The sequence below is a fragment of the Marivirga sp. genome (assembly GCF_051117495.1).
GTDB lineage: Bacteria > Bacteroidota > Bacteroidia > Cytophagales > Cyclobacteriaceae > Marivirga.
The window spans coordinates 1-25,412 of the sequence record NZ_JBNPEF010000033.1; the positions used below are offsets into that span (position 1 = coordinate 1).

Sequence of the window (25,412 nt, forward strand, 5' to 3'; positions counted from 1 at the left end):
TTTTTTAATTATCTGTGCAAAAAGTGTAATATTGCTCATGAGGGGTTTTTTGGTTTTTGTGTCAACCCAAAATTAATATTTTGGGATAAAACTTAAACCCCTCTCTTTATTTAGGACGGTATTGAATGTCTGACATTACGCAGTCTAAAATATCTGACATTTTTCAAACTTCCCTATTTCATGAAGTAGAAAAATGTCCGACATGGATGATAAGCTAACTTTAATTATAGCAAACATGTCAGACATTGGTAATATTAAAAACACCTTTACTTAAAAAGATAATATCTGACATGAATTCGTAATTCTTAAATTACTAATTATTAATTATCATAGCCTTCAGGTCTTTTCCATCTTACCGGTGCTTCTGGTTCAGGCTGCATTTCAAACTCTTCAGTTTCCAATAATTTCAAGGCTTCTTCCACTGCTTTTTCCAATTGGGCATCTCTGCCTTGCAAGGCCATTTTGGGATCATCAATAACCTCAACATCTGGCGCTATGCCTTCACCTTCTACTGCCCATTCTCCATCGGTATCGTAAAAACCTCCTCTTGGAGCAACCATTCTTCCACCATCAATAAATCTAGGCGTATCCCATGTACCCACTAATCCTCCCCAGGTTCTAGTTCCTACCAACGGGCCAATATCCTTTTTCTTAAACATATAGGGCAATAAATCACCACCAGAACCTGCTCTTTCATTGATAATCATCACTTTTGGCCCCCAAAGCCCTGCTATAGGGGATGTCCACGGCCGATTATCACCTGCTTTGCTATTGAAATAACCGATAGGCTCACGGGTCAAAATATCAATCATATAATCAGCTGCTGAACCGCCACCATTATTACGTTCATCCAAAACCACTCCTTTTTTATCCTGCTGTGAAAAATAGTAGCGGTTAAAACTCGTAAAACCCGGGCCACTGGTATTAGGGATGTAAACATAAGCCAGTTTACCTTCTGACATTTCATCCACTTTTCTTCTATTGCCTTCCACCCAGTCAATATATCTAAGGCGATATTCATTGCTAACTGGTTTTACGTATATTCTTTCGGCTCCTGATTTTGAGGCTGTGCTATTTACCATAACGGAAACAGTCCTTCCTGCAGTTTGGGCAAAATGTTCATAGATATTATCATTGGCAGTGATGGTTCTTCCATTTACTTCTAAAATATAATCCCCTTCTTTCACTTTCTGCCCAGTTAGACCCAATGGCGCTTCAATATCCGGATTCCATTGTTCGCCATCATAAATCTTGCTGATTTTATAATAACCTTTTTCGATTTCAAAATCAGCTCCTAATAATCCAACAGGAACTCTGTCCACATCCGGCATATCCCCACCTGAAACATAAGAATGACCAATGGCTACTTCACCACTTAATATATCTACTAAATAATTCAAATCAGTTCTGTGGTGTACATGTTTCACCCATGGCTGATACCAGCTGTAAACTTTATCCCAAGGTGAACCGTGCACATTATCTACATATAAGAAATCTCGCATAAAACGCCATCCTTCTTTGAAAATCTGTGCGTATTCTGCCTTTGGATTCACTTTCATTTGAGCCGAAACGGATATTTTATCTTCTGGCTTAGGTTTACCTTTTGTATCGGTAATAGTCCAACTCCCTGCTTTTTGGAAAAGCGTATGATTTCCATTTTTAGAAAGCACCATTTGACTCACGCCTTCTTCAAAATCCTCTACCTTCTCTTTCTTCACATCATAAGTGTGCACTTTCAATCCTTCTTGATTCGGAATTGACTCTGCAATGAAAATAGTATGCTCTCGTCCACTTCTGATGAATTGGTAATTACGAGCTGGCAATTTCAAGGAAACCAATCGATCTTGGATATTATTAAAGTCAATTTTTACAGTCGTATCTTCTTTCTTTTCATCTTTTTTATCCTTTTTATCTTTACCGTCTTCTTCTTCCTTTTTCGCTTCCTCTTCATCACTTTTGGGCAAATTTGGAGCCTTTCCGTCAGCGCTCAATACTACAGCATATAAACTTCTGTTGACTGATGGATCATAAGAACTCATATCCAACCAACCCGTGTTCAAACCATAATCCGTACTTGCCAAGAAATACAAATATTCACCTGATTGATCCCACTGAGGAGAAGTGGCATCAGCCAAAGGATCGGAAACTTGATGTGTTTGTCCAGATTGCGTATCATAAATAAAGATTGCCTTGAAATGGCTATTCTGCTGCTTTTCATAAGCTATATATCGGCTATCCGGTGACCAGTTTGGATTCATCGTTCTGTTTGGATGTGCATAGCCATCAGTATCAACTTTTTTGACTTGACCATTTTCCAAATTGATATACCATAAATTGTAATCAGTATCCGTATAGCTTATGAATTTACCGTCAGGAGACCAGTCTGGTTTAAAATAGAAAGTAGGATTTTCCAAGGCATAAGATTTTTGGTTTTCACCGAACTGATTAGCTACTACCAACTGATATTCACCGCTTGCATCTGAAAACCAAGCTATTTTATCTCCTTTAGGAGACCATATCGGAAATCTGTCCGCCACACCACTACTTTGGGTGATATTTCTCCAGCTTCCATCCTCTTTAGGAAAAGTGAAAATATCGCCTCTGTGCTCAAAAATGGCTCTTTTCCCATTGGGAGAAAGATTAGGATTGTCAACATTACCAGCTTTAACATCTTCCCATCTTTCTCTACTAAAATTCAAATCGCCCTTTACATTGATTTCCAATTGACTTGAAGTCTTATCATTTGCATTTAATAAATGGAGATATCCTCCCTGATCATACACAATTTGATCACCAAAAGCATCTAAGCTTTTTACATCAAATTTTTTATGAAAGGTAATTTGCTCTTCTTCCTCGGAAACCAAATCATAACTCCAAATATTGCTCACATAATCTCTTTCCGATAAATAATAAACTTTTTGCCCAATCCAAACCGGATCAAGATGTCTTTCCTTATCGATCTGAGGAGTTCTGGTCAATTCTTGATTATCTAAGTTTAAAATCCAGATAGGCATTGCTTGTCCGCCACGGTAATTTCTCCATTCCGGATCCCAAGAAGTAATAGGTGTATAGGCTAAATGCTTTCCATCGGACGAAACTTCTCCATAAGAAGCCCTTATATCAACTAAAGGCTGCGGAAAACTGCCTTTAGGAGAAACAGTATATAGTTGAGAGGTTTTAGTAGGATGCGCTTTTCGTCCCGTTCTAAATAAAATATCTCCATCCGGAGTCCAGCCTTGCACAAAATCACCGCCCGGATGATAGGTTAACCTTTTAGGTGTACCTCCTTCAACGGGAATAGTGTAAACATCAATATTTCCATCATACTGAGCAGTAAAAGCTATCCATTTACCATCATCAGAAAAATGAGGAGCAGATTCATAGCCCTCCCCAGTAGTCAACCGAATGGCATCCCCACCAGAAAGTGGTGTTTTCCATAGGTCATTGGCATAAACAAATACTACATGCTCAGCTGATAAAGTTGGCTGTCGTAAAAGCATGGTACCTTGGGCAATTGTTTCGGCTGAAACAAATGCCATCAATAAGAATAAATATATTTTTTTCATAAGAACTGATTTTTACGGTTTGATGAGTAAGCTACTAAATTTGATTGAAAGATGGTAGAATAATTATATGAGTGAAATAAGTAATTAGGTTTTGAGGTGTAAAAATGTTGATGTTATGATGTTATAATATGTTAATGAGGTATTAAATGGGTAGAATAAAGACGCCTATGTTCGTCCTAGTTTGTAACGAGAATGCTTCAATTATCACTGTTCATGAAAAATAGTGTGGTAAGAAGAAAAATGTATCGCATATTTTTAGTAATTCTATAAAAGATTGCAAAAAATGATTAAATCTAAAAGTGAGGGCTGGTAATCTTTCATCAACTTAATTTTAAAAATTACTGCAAAATTACAGGCCCGATAAAATCAGATAATTATTTGGAATTATAGTACCCCACAAGTATTTTTGATCTATATATCAATAGTTCAACCTAAATCTAAAATTAACTTATCATTTCCAGATCTTTTTATTTAGTTAGAAAAATTATTTGAAGTCAAAACCTTTTAATTTAATATGAGTAAATTCTTACTTTGTATTTTTTTGATTTTCGTATCTTATACAATTTCTGCCCAAGAGGCACCATTGGGTATAAGAGCGGGAGCTAATTTTTCAACAATTGCAGGCGATGCTGAAAATGTATCTCCTAAATTAGGAGGGCATATCGGGATTTTTAGTGTATTACCCTTATCAGAAAAATTTAGTATTAATCCGGAATTATCAGTATCTAATCAAGGAGCTAAATCATCCGATAATAGAGAGATAAGCTTCTCATTTTGGTATATAAACGCCCCAATTTTGTTAAAATATCAAAATAATTCTTCATTCTTTTTAAATACTGGGATTCAGTTTGGGACTGTTTTTACTGCCAACTATAAAGAAAGCAATCAAAAAGAAAATATTACTGCTCAATTAGAAAATTTTGATTTTGCTCTTGCCTTGGGACTAGGTTATGAAATATCAAAATACGGTTCTCTTGAATTAAGATACAATCATGGATTTTCAAATTATTCGAGGACTACTGGAGTTAACGGAGAGAAATTTTTTAATAGAGTAATTCAATTCTCATTTGCTTATGTCATTTTTAAATAAATTAAGAGGAAGTTTAGCAGTTATTACCTTTTTATTCATTCATAACTGTCTTTTTGCACAGGATCATGTTAATTCTAGGCTATATTTTAACAATTGGAAAATAGTTAATCCAGCAGCGGCAGGATTTCATGAATCGCAGAAATTTGACATCAATTTTGCAAGTACATTTATGAATCCCTCAAATGTGCTTCTATCTTGGGAAAGTAAAATTATTAAACCATCTAGTGGTGTAGGTCTAATATTTGAAAATTATAATTTTGGTTTATTATCTAATGTTAACGCTTCAGTTTTATATAACTATCAAATTGATATAGATGAAAAAAACACATTAAGTTTTGGATCAAACTTAAACTATATTTCACAAACTTTTGATGATACATTTGATTTTCAAGGAGACATGGATATTGCAATTAATGACTCATATCCAGCTTCTACTTTTGATATTGGTTTAGGTGTGGCCTATAAGTCAGAAAATTTTCAGGGGGGAGTCTCGTTTCGAAACATTCTAGAATCAGAAATATATCCAAGTTATTTAGATCGGCCAAGCAAAAATACTACCGGCCATTTAACTGCCTATGCACAATATCTATTTGGTGATGGGAATTTTTATTTCATTCCCTCCGCTTTTCTTGATACAAATTATGAAAGATTATATTTCGATATAAATCCGACATTTAAATTGATGAATTTTATTTTAATAGGTGGAGGGGCTAGATTTTCAGGCGAGTATAGAAGTTACAATTTACGAACGGGATTTGATTGGCAGGAGAAAATTCAGTTCAGTTGTATATTTTATTCAACGGACTATAATAGTGCAGTCAAAAATATTGAATTCGGTATCTCTATCAATCCTTAATAGAAAAAAAGGTTTTTGTAATTAAAGCTTAGGACTGAATATGGTATTATAAAAGTGCTAATGAATACTTAAGGTAATGAAATGCTAAATACTTTTACACTCCTATAATCCCTATTTCTTTAATAACCCTCCTTATAAACGAGGACTCTAAAAAGATGGCTAGGAAACAGCTTGAAAAGACGCACGAAGAAGTTGAACGAACGCTGGAAAAAGATAAGTCTAGCTACTAATAAAAAAGTTAAAGAATTTCTCCGGTCTGACTGTCGTCTGACCTAATCAGTGCAAGTCATGCCTGACTATTGGCTTGTCTAATGCTACGGTATTCAAAAGCACTTCCTTAGGCCAGTACCGCAGATCAGACCGACCGTCATCAAAAAACAACAATGAATCAGCATTATCAAATAAACAGACTTTCTGCTGTAGCACAGGCCGTTCTGCCTATAGTTTGACCTCATTATTATTGAACTACCTAAGATCGATGGAATGGATAGGAGAAAAAACAAAAAATGACTAAATTTGATATAAAAGAAGAAAAATGTCAGATTACAAAAAATTAATAAAAAGAGATTCAAATAAAAGATTTGGGAAACCTTGTGTCAGAAACACTCGAATAACTGTATTTGATGTATTAGGCTGGTTAGCTTCCGGAATGACTTATGATGAAATAATTTTTGACTTTCCTGAACTAACATTAGAAGATATTAAAGCATGTTTAGCTTATGCAGCAGATAGAGAACATAAATTGCAACATGCTTCATGAATTTATTATTTGATCAGAACATTTCTTACCGTGTCACTAAAAAGTTAGAGAGTCTGTTTCCAAAATGTAAGCACATTTCTGATTGCGGATTAATAGATTGTGATGATACCGAAATTTGGGAATATGCAAGAAAAAATGATTTCTCCATAGTTACGTTTGATGCTGATTTTTATGATATAAGCGTTATTAATGGACACCCTCCAAAAATTATATGGATTAGAAGCGGAAATTTAACCACAAAAGAAATTGTCAGTTTATTAAATCACCATAAAACTATCATTGAAAAATTTTTAATCAATGATGATTACAGAAATGTATCTTGCCTTGAAATTGAATAAAAACGAGAATTTCACGATTTTAATTAATCTATTTCGGCTTTATCAATAAGTTGCTTTAGTTTATATTTGATTGAAAACTAAAGAATAGATGAAAATCCTAATTGTTGGCGCAAGTGGAGCTACAGGAAAATTTTTAGTGGATGAATTATTATCTGCAAATAAAGAAATTAAGATAATTGTTCGACCTACAGCAAACATCCCTGATACCTGGCTATATAATGAGCAACTTCATATAATCCGTGGAAATATCTCAGAAATGAAAGTGGATGAAATGACTGAAATTATTTCTGATTGTAATGCATTTGCTTCATGTTTAGGACATAATTTGACGCTTAAAGGAGTCTTTGGAAAACCACAGAAATTAGTGACCGATGCGGTTCAACTTATATGTGAAGCCATTTCAAGAAAAAATCCTGAAAAAGCAGTAAAATTTGTTTTGATGAATACAGTTGGGAATCAAAATAGAGATATAAAGGAACAGGTTTCAATTGCACATAAAATTGTAATTGCTATGGTTCGCTTTTTCATTCCTCCTCAAGCTGATAATGAAAAAGCAGCTGATTTTCTAAGGCTTATGGTTGGTCAAAATCATCCTAAAATAGAATGGGTAGTCATTCGTCCTGATTCACTGATAAATGAATACTCTGTCACTGACTACCGCCTACATCCATCTCCCATCAGCAGTGCCATTTTCAATCCGGGTGAAACTAGCCGAATAAATGTAGCTCATTTTATGGCTCAATTAATTATGGATGATGATTTATGGGGAAAATGGAAAGGACAGATGCCAGTGATCTACAATAAATAAAATCATTGTATTCAATATGATTTTTAACTAATTTAGAAGAAGTTAATCTCCAAGCCTAAATTATGAAAAAGAACCTAATCATAACTATCCTCGCCCTTATTTCAATTGCTTCATTAATATTTGGATATATACAAAAACAAAAAGCTGATGAGCAAGAGGCTCTTGCTATAGAATTATCTGTAGCCATTAGACAAATTGAATTAGAACAACAAACTGCAAAGGAAATTTCAGAAAAAGCTCAAGAAGAATTACTCAGAATGCGAAAAGAGACAGAATTAGCTCAGAAAAAAAAAATAACCTTTGATTCTCCTCAGTTTTCTTTTTCTCTCTTGTATTTAAGATGTATATCCGGTCTGACTATCGTCTGACCTAAGCACTCCATTAGGTCAGTACCGAAGGTCAGACCGACCTCATACCCACTGCTCAATTGCAATAAAATTTCTCTTAAAAAATGCTTATTAATGTCTCTTAAGACACATTTCAATAATAATTTCACTAAATTTCAAAAAACTTTATCAACCCACGCAACCGATGCGAACTCAACTGCATCTTGAAGATGTAACCAGCAATAATGAAAGTGTTTATCAACAAATCTAAAACGGAAGAAGACTTAATAGCAGGATGCATTAAGCAGAAAGCAAGTGCTCAACGAGCCTTGTTTGACAAATACTCCGGAAGGATGCTAGGCCTTTGCAGAAGATACGTGAAAGATGTGTTGGAAGCTGAAGGTGTAATGATCACTGCTTTCACCAAAATATTCGAACGTATCAATCAATATACCGGAGAAGGAAATTTTGAAGGCTGGATGAAACGCATCATGGTAAATGAGTCTTTACAATATCTTCGGAAGCATAAGAACATGCAGCTGAACATGGATATAGAAGAAGCACATCATTTACCGAATTATGATGCCATGGAAGATCACTTGCAAACGGAAGATCTGATGCAAATGATAGGCGAATTGCCTGTAGGTTATAGAACGGTTTTTAACCTCTATGCCATAGAAGGTTACTCTCATAAGGAGATAGCTGAACAATTAAGTATTAATGAAAACACTTCCAAATCGCAGTTGAGCAGAGCAAGGGTTTACTTGCAAAAACGTTTAGCCGAATTGGAACAAGAAATATCAGTAAGTCATGGAAACTCATAAAATAGACCAATTATTCAAGCAAAAACTGGAGCGCCACAGCGAACCGGTATCTGCTGATGCTTTTGCAAAAGTGCAAGCCCAAATGAAAGGGAAAAAGCAAAAGAAGGGATTCCCTTGGATGATAGCCGCTAGTGTAAGTATCCTTTTGGTACTGTCATTCGGTTTGGTATATAATTACAATCAAGATCAGGCTCCTAATTTGGCTCAATTAGATTTAAGCCAATCAAGCTTAAGTTTAAATGATACAAAAGAAGTAGAGTTTCCTGAGCCAAAGCAAGAAACTCAAAACCAAATTAAAGTGCAAAAGGAAGAGAATTCCCAGCCAATGCAAAAACAAGTGCCAATTAAAGTTGAATCGGAAAAAGTAAGCAGAATGGCTGCACTGGACAAAGTAAATGGTTTCAAAGCCGATATTAAGATTGACATGGTTCCTGAATTACGATTGGCGCCACAAATAGACGAAAATAAAGTAATAGTGGAAATACATTACGCTTATGCTGATACTAAAAAAGAGGAGAATTTATTAGTAAAAAGTAATAACAAACTTAAATCACTGGCCAGTGAATTCAGTTTAGCCGAACTGAGAAGTGCGAAAAATGAGTTATTCGCCTCTGCATTACAGTTCAATAAAAAAGAAAACAATTAAAAAAAGAAAAAGACACAGATATGAAAAATATAATTAAAATATCGATGATAGTTTGTTTCGGCCTTTTCAGTCAAATGGCCAGTGCAAGCGGTTGGAATACCGACACATTAAAGGTAATTCAAGCAAATGGTGAAATGGTGAAAATCATCTTGAATAATATTCAGGATAAAGAAGAAGTGAAAGCTTTTAATTTAAAGAAAATTGTAGAAAGTATCTCTGAAAACTCGCAAGGCTCTAATGATGAAGAGGTGTTAGTGACAGGTAAAAATACGACTTATATGATAAAACAATCTGGTGATTATTACTACCTAAGCGAACTGAGCAAAAAGAGTAATGACCGCTATGTTGTACAGATATTTGAAACTACTTCCAGAGCAGAATTAGAGGAAATAAAAGAAATAGCTGCCAAAAGAGGAATTGATATCAAATACGAGAATTTAGAGATCATCAATGGAAAAATAGATGCCATAACATTAAAAGTAGATTGCAATGATGGTTATTCAGGGACTGCTTCCACTACCAATATGCCAGAATCAGGTATAGGATTTATCCGAGATTATTCAGCTAATGCAGATGCACATTTTCAAATGGGAAAAATATTTGGAAATGGAAATAATGAAAACGTTGATGGAGATTGGAAAAAGGAAATGAAAGAGGGATTTGATACAGCTTTCAATGAAGAAAAAATTGTAAGAAAGAAAAAATCATCCTTTATTAATTATGATCATGAAATTGATTTCTCCATGGGTTTAAATAATTATCTTAACGACAATAATCAATTCCCTGATAGCGATAATAAGGATTTCAGTTTAGACCCCTTAACTTCCTGGACGTATGGGATACATTCAAACCATATCGTTTCAGCAGGACATTATGTGAAATTTAATTTTCAATTCGGATTATTGTGGAATAACTTTGCCTTGGCAGACAATAGATACCAATTCACGAAAGGGGCTGAACAACTATTACTCAATGACACTGAGGTGTCTAGACCGGATATTAGCCCAACTAGAAGTAAATTAAATATCACCTACTTAAATTTCAATTTGGTGCCAATGTTCCACTTTGGAAAAAGTAGTAATGCCTTCAGAATTGGGGCTGGGCCTTATGGAAGCTACAGAATAGCCAGCAAATCAAAGTTCAAATACAATGACAATGGAAAAGATGTGGTAAAAAATAACTTCCATATCAATAACTGGAAATATGGAATTAAAGCACAAGTAGGATGGAAAGGGGTAGATTTGTTTGCTACTTATGATTTGAGTCCAATTTTCATTGAAGACAGAGGGCCAGAAGCTCAATATCCATTGAGAGCTATCTCTTTTGGAGTGATATTCTAGATTTAAGATGATAGATTAAGTGATAATAGACTATAGAATTTATGATTTAATAAAGCGCAGACTTAGGTTTGCGCTTTATTTTTGCTATTTAGATTATGCTATTCACTTGCCATATCAGTCAGATGCTAATGCATGATTCCGAAATAAAATCAATGCTCATGTCCGACTTTTCTTATCTAGCATGAATCCATTTTAAATGTTTCTACATCCAAATTTTAATACTATCTATCGAATAATTTTATAACTTTATGATAATGATTGTATATTAAATTTCATCCATTAAACCTTTATTAAAATATATGTCAACAGAAATCATCAACATCAGTAAACAGGAAGGAAATAATCGTCTTTATTTAACCGATAATGAAGGGCATTCCGGAAAAGACAACATTACCACCAAGGTTCATCCTGGAGATACCGTTACATGGAAACTTGTTCCCAATGGAGGAATAGACCAAATTACGGGAATTACAGCAAAACCGGACAGCCAAGATATTTTTTCAACAAATCCTGCACCTGTTAATCCAGATGACCCAGCATCAGATTGGAAAGGTACTGTAAGCGAAAATGCAAAAGGGAATGAATCTTATTCTATTGCTTACAAAATTGGGAATGAGTCATTTGTGGACGATCCTGAATTAGAAGTGGAAGATGATGGCTAATTTCCCCTTTACTATTGTCAACAAGAAAGCTTATTTTCTATTAAGCTTTCTTTTTTTTTCTTACCAATTTCTTGGATTTCAATACCAAAGTGTAGATAGCTTACAGCAACTATTGCAAAACGGTGAGTTTGAAAATGATTCCATCCAATTAGAGATTTTTGAGGAATTATTTAAAAACGCAACACTTTCACCAGAAGTAAGACTCAAGTACGCAAAAGTAGCATATGACAAAGCCAATAGTTTAGAAAATAGCAGATGGCTATTTAAAACCAATCTTCAGTTGGGTCATATATATAAGAAAATAGGTGATTTGGAGCAATCCTTTTCACATTATATGCAGGGATTACGAGAAGCTGAAAAACAAAAAGACAATAAAAGAATTGCATTAATATATAGTTCTCTAGGCACTTTGTACCGAGTTGGGGAAGACTATGACAAGGCAATTAAGAATTATAAATTAGGAATAAACTATTTAAGGAAAGGTAAAACAAAAAGTGACTCAACCAATTTGGCTAAAAGCCTGATGAATACAGGAGAGTTTTATCGAATCCTTGGAAAATATGATTCTGCCAATTTATATTTTGAAGAATCTGCCATAATTTTTCAACAAATTGATTATTTGATGGGTACTGCTTACACTATCGGAAATATGGGCTTGGTACATGCCCAAAAAGGTGAACATCAAATTGCGAAAATAAAAATGGACTCAGCTTCAGCAATCTTGGAGAAATTGGGGGATTTCTATCCTATTGCAGTTTACGATACCTACCTAGCTGATATCTACAAAGAAAACAATGATTTAGAACGTGCAATTGAATATGCAAACCATAGTCTAAAAATAGCTAAAGAACATTCATTAAAAGAACAAATTCGGGATGCCAATCTGAAATTATCCGAATTATATAGTGCTCAAAAGGACTATCAAAAAGCATATCATCACCAGAGCCAGTATTTAGTATATAGAGATAGCATTAACAATGAAGAAAACATCAGAGAAATTGCTGATTTACGAACCGAATATGAAGTAAGTAAACGTGAAGCAGAAATAGAATTATTAAGAACTGAGCAAAAGAATCAATATATTATTTTTACCTCCATGGCAGTTATCATCTTGCTATTGGCCATTGCAAGTTTTCTGTATTACCGCAACAGTAGGAGAAAGCAAACGCTAAATCTAATATTAAAAGAAAGAAAAGAAGAAGCAGAAGCACAAAGAGACCAACTAGAAGCTATCAACGAGACAAGAGAGAAGTTTCTATCTATAATAGCTCATGATTTAATGGGGCCTGTTAATTCTTTTAAAGGCTTATCTACTATCATGAAAATGAGTCTTGAGAGTCAAAACATTAAAGATTTAAACGATATTCATAGCGTCTTTGATAAATCTGTCAATAATCTATCAAGCCTTTTAACCAATTTATTGGATTGGTCGGTAACTCAACAGGGAGACATTCCCTATAATCCTGAAAAATTAGATTTCAATAAGCTCATCAAGGAATTGATAGATTTATTTTTCAATATGGCTGAAGCCAAAAAGATCAGTTTAAGAACTGAAATTTCGAATAATCTGCACTTATGGGCTGATGCCAATAGTGTCAAAACCATTTTAAGAAATTTAGTCAGTAATGCACTGAAATTCACGGATGAAGGTGGAGAAATCCTTATTTCAGCTACAAAAAACAATTCATTTACAGTCATAAAAGTAAAGGATAATGGTATTGGAATGCCACAATCTAAAATCGATATGTTGTTGGCTGAAAATAACTTTGAAATCAGTCAAGGAACCAAAGGAGAAAAAGGAGTTGGATTAGGTCTTCAATTGGTGAAAGAATTTGTGGCCATGAATAAAGGAAAAATGGAAATTGAAAGTAAAATTGATAAAGGCACTACTTTTAGTGTTTATCTCCCGAGTACAGCACCTAAAAAGGTCCAAGCTGACGCTTGAACCAAAAAGATATTAATGTAGTAAAATCTTCCTGATTCAAGCGTAGCTCGCACAATTATGGACTACATCTCCATAGCCAAACTCTCCCACTCTTCCGTTAATTCTTCTAACTTCTTATTAACTTTCTCAAATTCCTGATTTACCTCAAATAGCTGATCAGGATTGCCGTAAACTGATGGTTTAGCCAATTCTTCTTCCAATGCTTTTTTGTCAGCTTCCAACTTTTCGATAGTTGCTTCAAGCTTAGATAGTTCTTTTTTCTTGGCTTTTAGCTCAGCATCTTCCGGTTGATGTCTAGGCTTGGCTTGTTTTTCCTTTTTCTGTTCTTTTTTTAACTCCTCTTCAAAAGCTTTATCTTCTGCTTTTGACGCTTCTCTTTTGGCAAACCAATCTTGGAATTCATCATAAGTACCAGGATATTCTTTTATTTGGTAATCTTCTATCCACCAGATTTTATTAGCAACATTTGACACGAAATACCTATTGTGAGAAACCGTAATAAAAGAGCCCTCATATTGCTGTAAAGCTTGAATAAGGATGTTTTCGGATTGCATATCTAAGTGGTTGGTCGGCTCATCCAGCAATAAGAAATTAGCATTGGAAATCATAGTTTTGGATAAAGCCACGCGAGACTTTTCACCTCCAGAAAGTACTTTTATCTTCTTAAAAACCTCCTCATCCCTGAAAAGAAAACAACCCAATAGGTTACGGAGCTCCATTTCGGTTCGGTCACTTCCAGCCTGCTTAAGCTCATCTAATATTTCATTCTGAACATTTAGGGATTCTAGTTGGTGTTGTGCGAAAAAACCGAATTCAACATTATAACCTTCCTCTCTTTTACCTTCAATTTTTTCCTCACCTGCTATAATTCTAAGCAAAGTAGATTTACCTTTTCCATTTGCCCCAATCAAGGCAATCTTATCTCCTCTTTCAATATGGGCGTCTGCATTTTCTAAAATTTTAATATCGCCATAAGACTTGGAAACCTCGTTCAATCGAACAATATGTCTGCCCGATTTATTGTTGATTTTAAAGCTGAAATTTATAGTGGCATTGTTATCTACAACAGCATCTACTTTATCCATTCTATCCAAAGCCTTTACTCTGGATTGCACTTGTTTGGCTTTAGTAGCTTTTGATCGGAAACGATTAATGAATTGTTCTGTCTGCTTAATTTTTTGTTGCTGATTTTCATAAGCATTTTGTTGCAACTCAGCCCTTAACGCTTTTTCCTCATTGTAGAAACTCCAATTCCCTGCATAAACATTTAATTGTTGCTGGTCCACTTCCACCGTCATATCAATGGTTCTGTCTAAAAATTCTCTATCGTGAGAAACAATGATATAAGCGCCTTCATAGGATTTTAAGTAATTTTCAATCCATTGGATAGAAGGTAAATCCAAGTGGTTGGTGGGCTCATCCAGCATCAAAAGGGAAGGCTTTTCCAATAATAGCTTGGCCAACATCACCCGCATTCTCCAACCACCAGAGAAAGTCCTAAGTGGCCTGCTTAAATCCTCGGTTCTGAATCCAATTCCTTCCAAAATCTCTTCTGCTTTAGCTTGAAGACTGTAGCCTTCCATCATTTCGTATTGCTCTTGGGCTTTGGTTAATTTATCTACCAAATCATCGGAATAATCCTCCTCCATTTTTTTTAAAATGGATTCGATTTTCTCTTGCAACTTTAAAGCTTCTTTAAATGCCTGCATGGCAACATGCAAAATACTATCATCTGATTGGAAAGAAAGTAAATCCTGATTTAAGAATCCAATGGTGCAATCTTTACTCATTTGCACTTCTCCCTTATCAGGGGTGATATCACCATTGATGATTTTGAGTAAAGTGGATTTTCCTTGTCCGTTCAGTCCGATCAAACCGATTTTATCTTTGGGTTTGATATGAAGAGAGGCATTATCAAATAAAGGCCTATCGCCTATGTAGTAATCTAAATTATTAATAGAAAGCATGATGCAAAATTAAGTGGGATTTTCTCAGGATAAAACGCTTTGAGCGAATAGTTGAAAATATATTTCCATTTCAATATAAATATTGTTTAACATTTAATAAGTATTAATTAAACAAAATATAAAGTACATTGTTGCTTAAGTAAATAAAATTTAAAAACTATGAGTAAAACAGAAGAAACACAAAGCTGGCCAGATTTAGCAATCGGATTATACGATAAATTAACTGGCAGAAATGCACAGATCAATTATGATTTCAGTGATTTCAAAATTGGGGTTCCAAAGCAAGCAGGTTCGGAAGAAAAGACAGAATGGACCATCAATGGAAAATTGAGTATAACCACTGATACCAAGAAATGAAAAAAATTAATATAACAGCCGATGTAGAATTTAAAAATGATTTGGGGACTATCAAACTTAAGGATGATGGAAAACATCTTTTGGTAGATATCTCTTCTTCATCGGCTGTTATTTATCCTTTGAGGGTTTATCTTGGGCTTCGTAGATACCTCCACTTAAGTAAATATTTAAATCAAAAAATTATGGTGATGATATCAAACAAAAATGTAATAGCTATAAATAATGGGCAAATAAGCTATTTAAAAAAATGGTGGTTATTCAAATTCATATTGAATTCTATCATTAAAAAAGGGATATAAAAAAAACTGCACCTACCAAAAGTAAATGCAGTTTCAATAAGTCTTCTAAATTAATTTATCTCACCATCAATCTTACTTTTTTCCTAATATTACCTTGCTTTACATCTATTATGTAAATTCCAGAATTTAATTCCTTATTGATTGGCAATGGTTGATTAAAATCAGATGGATCATGTACCGCCTGATAATGTCTCCTTCCCTGCATATCAAATATTGCTACTTGAACTTTTTGGTCAGCATGGAAACCAGACAATCTTAATTTAATATTCTGGGACTGGGTAGGATTTGGCACTGCCACTAAATCAGAATCTAGCTCTCTATTTATCTTCACGACTTCAGAATATTCAAAAGCACCGTCATAATCCACTTGTCTTAAACGGTAGTATGAATCACCATTTAAAGGTGAATAATCCTTGAAAGTATAATCAATTGTTTCTTTCGAATCTCCAGCTCCTTCTACTATGCCTATCACTTGGAAATCCTTACCGTCAAATGATCTTTGCACCTCGAAGAAATCATTGTTCTTTTCAGAAGCTGTTTGCCATTTTAAATCAACTCTGCTTCCATTATTATCGGCTGTGAAGAACGTCAATTCAACCGGTAAGGAGTTATTATTGGCATCGCCAGCTCCGAAGGTCACAAAGTTTGTAGAGAAATCAAATCTAGTATTTGAAGTTAATTGACCATTACTAGCATTTCCAGATACATTAGATTGCCCTTGATCTTCCCATTGTGTAGAAACTCCATCTTTGAATCGAACCACTCTCAATTCACTTAAGGATTGTCCTACACTTGCTGAACCGTCTGCTATATTACTGCTTGGGTCCCAATAAATTTTAACATTAGCCATATTAGAACCAGCACTGGTTAATTCCCAATATTGATTAGCACTCACTACAGGATTAGAACCTCCTAAGTCATTGGCAAGCGTTCCAATTGCTGGATTCTCCTCAGGACTTTCGCTAAAGAAAGTAGCTGTCCAATCATCAGTATTTTGAATATAACTCACTTCAATCAATCCATATCGACCACTCTGTCCTACCGGAAAAGGATCAAATTCAGATGCTGTGGAAGCATTGAGATTTCTAATTAAGGGACCGTTAACATGACTTGAAGTCTTAAAGCCAGATAGTGTTGCTGAATTTTGAATAACTAAAGAATTATCCGTATTTGTATTAATAAGTCCGTTGGTAAATTTAAGTTCTCCACTTACCTCCACATCATTATTGCCACCATCAATAATCGATAATCTTCCATTAGATTTATTCACTTCTAAAATATTGAAGGCCTCCAATCCCGTAAATTGACCAGAAATAGTCTGGTTAGTGGTACCATCCATTACTATTGTCGCATTGTTAAATTCAGCATTAAAGTTGCTACCGCCATTTTTGATGATATTACCTTTAACTCTCAATTCAGAGTTGTTGGCCATTTCAAAGTCACCTCCAGCAAGTTCTAAGTTTTCACAGATATTAACACTAACTCCATTGGACATAATTTTCTTTCCGTTACCACTTAAAACTAACCTTCTCAAATTATTAAATCCTTCTGCAAGAATTGTAACATCAGTCCCCAGATAGTTATTTTCATATTCTAAACCACCTCCATCTGAGCAGCTAGCATCAGGGAAGAAGGCCTCGTAATCACCTGCAGGAAAAGCACCATCATCTACTAATTTTAAGGTACCGTTTCCTTCAATGGTTCCTAAATTATGCCCAAAAGTACCATTGACTTCCAAAGTGGCATTTTCTTCTATCGTTACCTTTCTAAATCTTCTAAAGTTATCATTTAGAACCAAAGTATAATTGCCTCTCACCACTAAATCCGGGGATTGACCTACAGAAGGCGCAACTCCTCCATCATATGAACCCCCAACATCAACATTTCCATCAGCTATCCCTGTTAAGGTTTCAAACAAAGGAACTAAATTAGGAATTGCACCACCACATAATAATGCATCGCTATTATCACGTGTAATACCTGCGGTATATCTACCCTCTAAAGTCTCACTCGTTAACCCACTATATTCATTAGATACATCAGATTGGAAGGTAATGGTGTTAGCTACTTCATCAAATAGTTGTTCTGAATAAATTTTATCCCAAGTATCATCTGCATTCAATAACCTTGCAGGTGCATAATTAGTCAAATCAAGTCCTGCTCCATTATTTACAGATTCCAAGACATCATTATGATACATTGTAAAGGAACCATCAAAATTAGTGATATTCTCTGACTTCACTAACCAATAATATTGCAATACATTTTCTGTATCATCATAATCAACTGCTCCAGCACACAATTCATCATCATCATCCGTAATACCATCTGAGAAATTATCGATTGGCTTGATCGTGATAAAGCCATTTCCATCAACATCAGTGGCAGAAACTATTGCAGGGGTATAATTTAAAAGACCTACTGGGTAAACAAAATCTCCATTGAAGTTCTCCGGATAGATTTTCCTCACCCCTTTATCAATCAAACTGGTGTTGACAGTAATCATATTATTCACATTGAAATCAGAAACTGTTGCACCTCCTGAGCCATTTTCGAAAATAGCATCCTCATCCATTATCAGTAGGTTTGAACCAATATCAAAAACCCCAGAAGCCAATATTACCTTATGATTGATTTCAAAATCATTTTGCCCAGCAGTTACTTCTACCCCATTGCTGTTATCAATTGTAATGGTTCCAAACGTACTCTGACCGTTCGTTGATCGTGCTATGTTCTGAGTTGCAGTGCCATTAAAGACAATTCCTGGTCCAGCAACCGCTGACTGATGTTCTCCATCATGCACTAAATCACCTTCTAAATTTACAGCACTAGCGTTTGTATTGAGAACACCACTCAAGATATTCAAATTATTCTCTACAGTAAAATCACAATTTACATTTAACACTCCTGAAGCTGTTTTATCAGCATTCCAAAACTCTATAGTTCCAGTTCCTAAAATATTTTGAGAACCGGAAGTATTAAAGAAAGTAGTTTGTTGATTGATACCATTTCCTTGATTATTGAAAGTACCATTAACTTCCAAATCATTTATAATCGTTAAATCCAAACCATTGGCTGAGTAAGTTCCATTATTTTCAACTTCAAGACTATTTACTGTCAATGGGTTAATAAATGTCCTTGCATTAAGACTATTATTACCTGTAATCAACAAATTGTTAATTGGAACTGTAGCATTGATTCCAATTTGGTTTTGCCCCATAGGAGTTGAGCCATCACCAATAGTAATGGTTGATCCTGTAAAATCAGAATTATCTGGCTCAAGCCTTAATGAAGCAGTAGTAGCAGATCCATTTTGTCTTACAATTATAAAATCACCGGCAGAATGGTTGAATTCACTACCAGAATTCAACACTTCAAATACACCTCTGTTTTGCTCAGGGGAAGTATTAACTCCAAACCTAGCCGTTCCGCCACTTTGGTTATATTTTAAAACACCAGAAGTGGAGAGCAATCCTCGTCTTACTTGAGAGCCAACATCCAAAACTCCATCAGTGATGTCAATTTCGGCATTACCAGAAACTGAATATTCTATGAAGTTATTACCGTTACCGGCACCTGAAGCCATATCTAAGGTTCCACCGCTTATAGTCAATAAACCATCTAATAACAAGCCCGTATCATCACCCTCAATTAGGAAAGTACCATCTCTTAATTCAAGAGCCCCTGAACCAGATGAGGCATCAGGATTATTGGTATTAGGCAATAAGAAATTAGTTTCATTGGCTAAAGTAACTCCAGCTCCTCCATTGATGTCTGGAGTATTCATGATTAAAGTACCGTTTACGATTTCAATCGGTTGGAATGATGCAGTAGCATTAGGAATATCAAATCCATCAGGGAAAGTGAAAGAATCAGAAAGTGCTTCCTTATTCATTTCAATTTTATATAGCTCTATAGTAGCATTTCCAGGACTATGCCCATCTATAAATGAATAATTACCATCTCCAGACAACTTAAGTGTTACGTTATTGTCATTAAAATTTGAGAATAAATCAAATGTCGTAGTACCTTCAGTCCCAACCCTACCTGGAAAATCTAAGTCTAAATCTCTTTCAACTTCAAAGACATGCTCTATTCCATTTCCTCCTCCACCATCAACGGTTATTCTCATATTATTATCCCATTGGTTTTTTCCTCTACCTGTCACAAACTCACCGGTTTTGAGTTTGAAAGATTCTGTTCCATTTGGAAATTCAATTCTTCCCCCACCAGTATATCCTAGTCTGGTTCTATTCTGGACAGTATAATTACCAGCTATTTTCATCCTTGCTTCACCGTCCACTATTAAATTTTTGAGATTCATATCATAGTTAAAACTAACTATGCGGTTATCATTAGCATTATTCCCATAAATCCGTAAAGTTGGTAATACATTAAAGAAATCATTTAGCTCTACATTATAAGTACCATTATCACTTAACAAATAAAACTCCACAAGACTTGTGTCATTAGCAGCAAATTCTCCAATATCTGCATTTAAAGTTGGCCCGTTACCGATATCTTGACGTAAATACAAATCTCCAACACCAGAAACCTTCCCTACTGTCAATTCATCATTTGGTTCAAACCTTAACCTAGGTAAATCTTCAATATCATTATAAGTACCTTCTCTTTGGAAAATAACTTCGGCCGCTTCTTGCGTACCACTTACGTTAATTCCATCTTGCCCATTATTTCCTCTAATGACTGCAATATCACCCGCTCCTGGAAAATCAGGCGGATTGTTCGTTCCAGTTGGAGCATCATACCAAGAGGTGTTAAGATCCCAATCAAATCCACCCCAGCCACTGTTTCTTCTGCTGTAATAAACGGTTGGTGCTCCAATAAAATAATTCTGAGTTCCAGCAGTGTAGTAAGCACCTTTTAGAGTAAATCCGCTTCCAGGAAATCCTGCCCAGTTTAAAGAACCATCATTTTCAATAAACCTCCCAGCTCCAATACCATTAATATCATCTGTAAATACCATTACATTTCTTGGGTCATTCCCCAACAATTGACCATCGTTTACGCCAGAGCCTCCTGTTTTCATATTGGAAACATCTTGATTAGATCTGGTGTAAGGATTACTACTTAAAACAGATCCAGGCAAATAATTAGATTCATCACCTCCAACTTGGGAATCTTGATATTGAAATAAATGTGATACGGTAGGAAGTGTATTTTCAAACCCTTCATATTCCACTTCCCAATAGATATTTAATAAATCACCAGAAGTCTCATCAAGGTTTACTAATTGAGATGATCTATTTACCATTTTAACAGTAACATATCCCTCATCAGTAAAAGTAGAAGCATCATCATGAAAATAGGTTATACCAAAATTCATTTTTGAGTTTTCAGATCCATCTGGGTAATCTGGCCCTAAAGGAAACCAAAGTAGTTGCTCTTGATTGTACCCATTATTATTTGTCCAGTACTCAGGATAATTAGTATTAACATTTCTAGGCCATTTTAAACTTAAGCCCCCATCAGATTCATTTCCTGCAGTGAGGAATATATTATTATTGTCAAAAACAGGTCTAGAAGCTGAGGCATTGTTCACCTCTCCATTGTTTGCTAGATTAATATCAAGGATATCAATTTTAAGATTATTGTTCTGTAAATTAACCTTACCATGTCGATAATCTATTCTTTTTATGTATAAATCAGAGTTTAATTTCAATGTATCCCCACCAGATGTACCTGCTAAATTTATTCTAACATTCCCAATTTCACTACCTTGTGTGCTATTTAAGTTTATTGTACCTGCATTAATTCTAAATCTTACGTTCGCATTTTTTGGTGAAACACCGTCTTGATAAGTAAAAAGAGTGCCATTAATAGATACATCATTTACATAAAGTCTAATACTGTACCCTATATTGAATGTGCCAAAAGAATCGGTATATGAAATATTTCTATTATCCATTTGGTCAAGAGTACCATTCTCTAAAGAAAATTCATTGACAACTTTGAATATATTAGTTCTCCAACTTGTTACATTTTTACCGCCAGTACCTGTCTTAATATCACCTGTGCTTCCCGTAACTCCAGGATCTTTTGCCTGAAGTGACAGAATTGAATTAGGCTTATCGATAATCATATTATAGAAAGGATGTTCCCAAACACCATAAGCCACAACGGATTCAGGATCTGTATAACCAACAAAAGCTTCATCGTAAGTAGTAATGTCCCCGATGTATAGAATAGCATCATTATTAGAGTTAAAAGTAACCGTAGAACTCCCTACATTATCCGCATTGCCACTCCAAATATCCAAAACGGCACTATCTTCTATCCTCAAATCTCCTCCCACAAACAGGTCATTGCAGCTACCTCCATTACAAAAATCGAGATAAGTACCATATATATTTCCACCTGAATTTCGAGTTGTACCTGTTTCAAGAATCAAATTATTTAATACCCTTAAATTAGGATCGGTAATTGTTCTTTCTTCTGTTCCATTTGCTGAGTTACCTGTAACCACTGCAAATTTTGCGTTTCCATTAGTACTGTTATTATCATTATCCAAATTTAAATTGTAAAAAGGTGCCTTAGAGGTGATTTTAGCCAAGTTATTATTTGTTCTATTTAAATTAACCCTACCCCCACTCACATTAATATTTCCAGGATCACTATTAATAAAAACCAATCCTCGATTTGTTGCATCGCTTACATTTAACTCTCCACCTGTCATAACAAAAGCATTGTCTGAGTAGGTTAGAGATAAAGTGTAATAATTACCAGATGGGTCAACTCCATTAGTAGTCCCAATATTTACTGTTCCTCCGTTAATTTCCAAGCCCCCTACATTATCAGAGCCATTTACTGATGTCCTAAATTGTGGAATGTTAACAATTCCTCCGTTGACTTTTAAAGATCCCGCATCTCTTGATGTAATACCGCTAGAGCTTTCAACCTGAAGCGTACCTGCATTCACCTCAATTTCACCATAAGGGGTAATTGCATTACCACCGGTTTTTCTTGCAAATCCTCCATCCAATAAAAGTTTAGCATTCGTTCCAATGGAGTAGTTTCCTGTATTATTTAATGGATCTACATTAATGTTTGTACCTAAAACAGCTGTACCCGTTATTAAACCAAATGCATTCTGGTTATCATTTGGAACATTAACATCACCTCCAATATTTTGATTGGCTCTTCCTGTCAAAACAAAATTTGTAGGTTGGCTTGCAGTGAAAGTAGCAGAGTAGGCAGGATCACCCTTATCAATGATTACTCTTAAGAAATAGGTCGGGCCATTAGCTCTAATTCTTTGATTTCTGTCAGTAGATAATAAATAAACATCTGTGATACCATCCGAAGGATCACTTCCAACAGATTGAGTTGTTCTTTGAGAGAATCTTGCATCTCCTTCGTTTGTGAAATCACCATATAAATTGAAAGAATGTCTTACGTTTTGAGTAGAAGTAGTAATTAAACCTTCTTGAGTACTACCATTATCTTGAACTAAGACATCTCCAAAAACAGTAAATGCTCTCGAAGTTGCAGTATTATCACCAAATTGCCAGGTCCCTTTTCTAATGGTAAAGTCACCATTCAAAGTTATATCAGCTCCTAAAATTGCTTCATCAGTAGGATTAGTTAAATCAATTCTTAAATCTTTTAATGTTAAATCCTGATCAAATTCAAGTCCTGCACCACTCACCACTAAAAGACCTCCATTTAATTCATTAGCAAAACCATTTGAACCAGTTGTTGTACCTAGTGGAAAATTAGAAATACCTCCATTCCCTTTGATATCAATTGTACCTTTTCCATTAATCACCTTAAAATTATGTCCTGTAGTATTATTAAGATTAATTTTACCATCTACCCTTAGGCTAGCAATTTCTATATCGTTAGTTCCGTTTTGAATATCTACGGTTCTACCGTTTCTAATCACCACATTATCCTCATCAGCAGGGATATCACCTCCCGGATTGTTAGGGGCGGGAGCAATACCCGCATCTAATGTCCAGGTGTTGGGATCAGACCAATCTCCATTTTTTAATACGTACCAAGTTCTACTAATTAATTGATCACCCTCTCCTACGGTATAATATCCAGATTTAATTCTATTTCCAGGAACAGAAATCACTAACTGATCTCCGTTTTCAACTGAATAACTATTAGCAAAAACTCTTTCATAATTTCCTGAATTGGCAGATCTGAACAATAAAACATAATTTGAAGGGCTACCTAAAGAAAAACCCGCATCCCCAAAATCAAAAATCAAGTCCATATCAGACTCTCCATTATCAATCACATTATTCTGGCTATTTTCCAAATAAAAATCCTTTCCCCATCGAGAAGTGATATTAGCTCCTAAATCGGTTGTGACACCCTCCGAATGAGCCATAGCATCATTATGGCCTATCGCAAAAAATTCTAGATTGGTATCCAATCCCTCGCTTACCTCTCTAATCTGAAAGGCATCAGAGAATCCGGACTGAGACTTTTTATCAGTTCCGTTTGAAGTTCCGATCGCTTTGAAATCATTAAAATAATTTGAATCAAAATCTACATATTCACCGAAAATATCGTTTGTAATAGTTAAATCATATTTTTCGGCTAAATAATTTTCTACAATTAATCTCTCGGCACCATTTAAGGCATCGCGATATAAAATGACTTCTGCAATATCGCCTTGAAAGTTTCTACTATCTCCCGTGTTAAAATTTCCTAAGAATAAATCAGAAGCTGCGTTTTGCAAAACATTAGAAGCACCAGTTTGAACTCCGCCATTATCAGTATTCACAAAATTGCTGATGGACTGAACAGATCCATTAAATACAGAGCTTAACACTAAGTTAGCATCAGTTGATATAGTCGAGTTTTCACTGTCAACACCATTATCACCATCAAATCTTGCTTCAAATCCTCCACTATTTGTGAAGAACACATAGGATTGTTCATTTCCATTGGAAATTCTTTTGCTTAAAATGCCTTCTGTACCAATTGAAGAAGGAGTCCTTAGAACAAAAATAGCTGTAATACCATCTGTATCGTCTAATAAGTCATTATCTCCTATGGTCAAATATCCCTCTGAAGAACCGAAATTAATGGATGGAAAACCATTTAAGCTTGCATTTGATGCAGTATAGTCAGCTTGTAGTCCCGGAGTTGATTGACTGGCATCGAGATTATTTCCTGATTGGTCTGCCCAAGCAGAAACTTTTCCTCCTGATTCTGAAATTCCAATATCTGACCTAAGCCACAGAACATTTTGAGGCCCGGATGAGCCATCACCAGTACCCACCCCAGCTGGTCCTGTCTGACCTAAACCAATAAAAGGAAATAAACTGATTGAAATAATTGTAAGTAGAAAGTAGAATCTCTTCATAATGGTTCTTTTTTCATGTAAGCTAACTGCAAATATACTATCCAAATATCAAAATAATGTAATATTATGGACTTAAGTTAGCCTTAATCGTCAAGATTCACGAAAAAAACGACCAAACTAGATTTTTTGTAGTTGTACACAAAATACTTAAACCAATATGATTTCATAAAAACCTATAAAACAACACATTACGAATAATTTATAATATTATTTTTTTAAGAGTACAACTGCCAATTTATTTTCGTTTATGCTATTTATTGTGTTTTTACTTTAAAATAAATT

16 protein-coding genes are annotated in these 25,412 nt (G+C 35.0%); 13 read left to right on the plus strand and 3 right to left on the minus strand.

Going from position 1 to position 25,412, the window contains the following annotated elements; all coding sequences use genetic code 11:
- Positions 1-320 precede the first annotated feature (320 nt).
- Positions 321-3,566, minus strand: a complete 3,246-nt coding sequence (locus tag ACFE0M_RS16760; protein ID WP_434546942.1) for a S41 family peptidase — start codon at positions 3,564-3,566, stop codon at positions 321-323.
- A 514-nt stretch (positions 3,567-4,080) separates the two neighbouring features.
- On the opposite strand from ACFE0M_RS16760, the gene ACFE0M_RS16765 reads away from it, so the two are divergent.
- The 11 genes from ACFE0M_RS16765 (at position 4,081) to ACFE0M_RS16815 (ending at position 13,161) form a co-directional block, all read left to right on the plus strand.
- Positions 4,081-4,656 (plus strand): porin family protein, encoded by a 576-nt coding sequence (locus ACFE0M_RS16765; protein WP_434546943.1) that lies wholly within the window; start codon positions 4,081-4,083, stop codon positions 4,654-4,656.
- Positions 4,640-5,512 (plus strand): PorP/SprF family type IX secretion system membrane protein, encoded by an 873-nt coding sequence (locus tag ACFE0M_RS16770; protein WP_434546944.1) that lies wholly within the window; start codon positions 4,640-4,642, stop codon positions 5,510-5,512. Before ACFE0M_RS16765 ends, ACFE0M_RS16770 begins: the two co-directional genes overlap by 17 nt.
- Before the next feature lie 535 nt (positions 5,513-6,047).
- Positions 6,048-6,272 carry a DUF433 domain-containing protein gene (locus ACFE0M_RS16775; protein WP_434546945.1) on the plus strand — a complete coding sequence of 75 codons (225 nt, stop codon included), beginning with the start codon at positions 6,048-6,050 and terminating at the stop codon, positions 6,270-6,272.
- Positions 6,269-6,610, plus strand: a complete 342-nt coding sequence (locus ACFE0M_RS16780) for a DUF5615 family PIN-like protein (RefSeq protein WP_434546946.1) — start codon at positions 6,269-6,271, stop codon at positions 6,608-6,610. The genes ACFE0M_RS16775 and ACFE0M_RS16780 overlap by 4 nt, the downstream gene beginning before the upstream one ends.
- Positions 6,611-6,698: 88 nt before the next feature.
- On the plus strand, positions 6,699-7,418 hold the full coding sequence (locus ACFE0M_RS16785; RefSeq protein ID WP_434546947.1) for an NAD(P)-dependent oxidoreductase: 720 nt from the start codon (positions 6,699-6,701) through the stop codon (positions 7,416-7,418).
- 62 nt (positions 7,419-7,480) lie between these two features.
- Positions 7,481-7,786 carry a hypothetical protein gene (locus ACFE0M_RS16790; RefSeq protein ID WP_434546948.1) on the plus strand — a complete coding sequence of 102 codons (306 nt, stop codon included), beginning with the start codon at positions 7,481-7,483 and terminating at the stop codon, positions 7,784-7,786.
- A gap of 203 nt (positions 7,787-7,989) precedes the next feature.
- The gene (locus ACFE0M_RS16795; RefSeq protein WP_434546949.1) at positions 7,990-8,568 is read left to right on the plus strand and encodes an RNA polymerase sigma factor; all 579 of its coding nucleotides are present in this window, start codon (positions 7,990-7,992) and stop codon (positions 8,566-8,568) included.
- Positions 8,555-9,214: a hypothetical protein gene (locus ACFE0M_RS16800; RefSeq protein WP_434546950.1), complete on the plus strand. Its 660-nt coding sequence runs from the start codon at positions 8,555-8,557 to the stop codon at positions 9,212-9,214. Before ACFE0M_RS16795 ends, ACFE0M_RS16800 begins: the two co-directional genes overlap by 14 nt.
- 20 nt (positions 9,215-9,234) lie before the next feature.
- Positions 9,235-10,554: an outer membrane beta-barrel protein gene (locus ACFE0M_RS16805; RefSeq protein WP_434546951.1), complete on the plus strand. Its 1,320-nt coding sequence runs from the start codon at positions 9,235-9,237 to the stop codon at positions 10,552-10,554.
- Between the two features lie 299 nt (positions 10,555-10,853).
- Entirely contained in the window at positions 10,854-11,216 is a 363-nt protein-coding gene (locus ACFE0M_RS16810; RefSeq protein WP_434546952.1) for a hypothetical protein, read from the plus strand.
- Positions 11,206-13,161: a tetratricopeptide repeat-containing sensor histidine kinase gene (locus tag ACFE0M_RS16815; RefSeq protein ID WP_434546953.1), complete on the plus strand. Its 1,956-nt coding sequence runs from the start codon at positions 11,206-11,208 to the stop codon at positions 13,159-13,161. Before ACFE0M_RS16810 ends, ACFE0M_RS16815 begins: the two co-directional genes overlap by 11 nt.
- Before the next feature lie 62 nt (positions 13,162-13,223).
- Here ACFE0M_RS16815 and abc-f read toward each other — a convergent pair whose 3' ends face one another.
- Complete coding sequence (gene abc-f / locus ACFE0M_RS16820; RefSeq protein ID WP_434546954.1) at positions 13,224-15,128, minus strand: ribosomal protection-like ABC-F family protein; 1,905 nt, start codon at positions 15,126-15,128, stop codon at positions 13,224-13,226.
- Positions 15,129-15,287: 159 nt separating this feature from the next.
- Between abc-f and ACFE0M_RS16825 the strand changes: the two genes are divergently transcribed.
- Entirely contained in the window at positions 15,288-15,485 is a 198-nt protein-coding gene (locus ACFE0M_RS16825) for a hypothetical protein (protein ID WP_434546955.1), read from the plus strand.
- Positions 15,482-15,784: a hypothetical protein gene (locus ACFE0M_RS16830; protein ID WP_434546956.1), complete on the plus strand. Its 303-nt coding sequence runs from the start codon at positions 15,482-15,484 to the stop codon at positions 15,782-15,784. The genes ACFE0M_RS16825 and ACFE0M_RS16830 overlap by 4 nt, the downstream gene beginning before the upstream one ends.
- 55 nt (positions 15,785-15,839) lie before the next feature.
- Here ACFE0M_RS16830 and ACFE0M_RS16835 read toward each other — a convergent pair whose 3' ends face one another.
- Positions 15,840-25,130 carry a T9SS type A sorting domain-containing protein gene (locus tag ACFE0M_RS16835; protein WP_434546957.1) on the minus strand — a complete coding sequence of 3,097 codons (9,291 nt, stop codon included), beginning with the start codon at positions 25,128-25,130 and terminating at the stop codon, positions 15,840-15,842.
- Between the last annotated feature and the right edge of the window lie 282 nt (positions 25,131-25,412).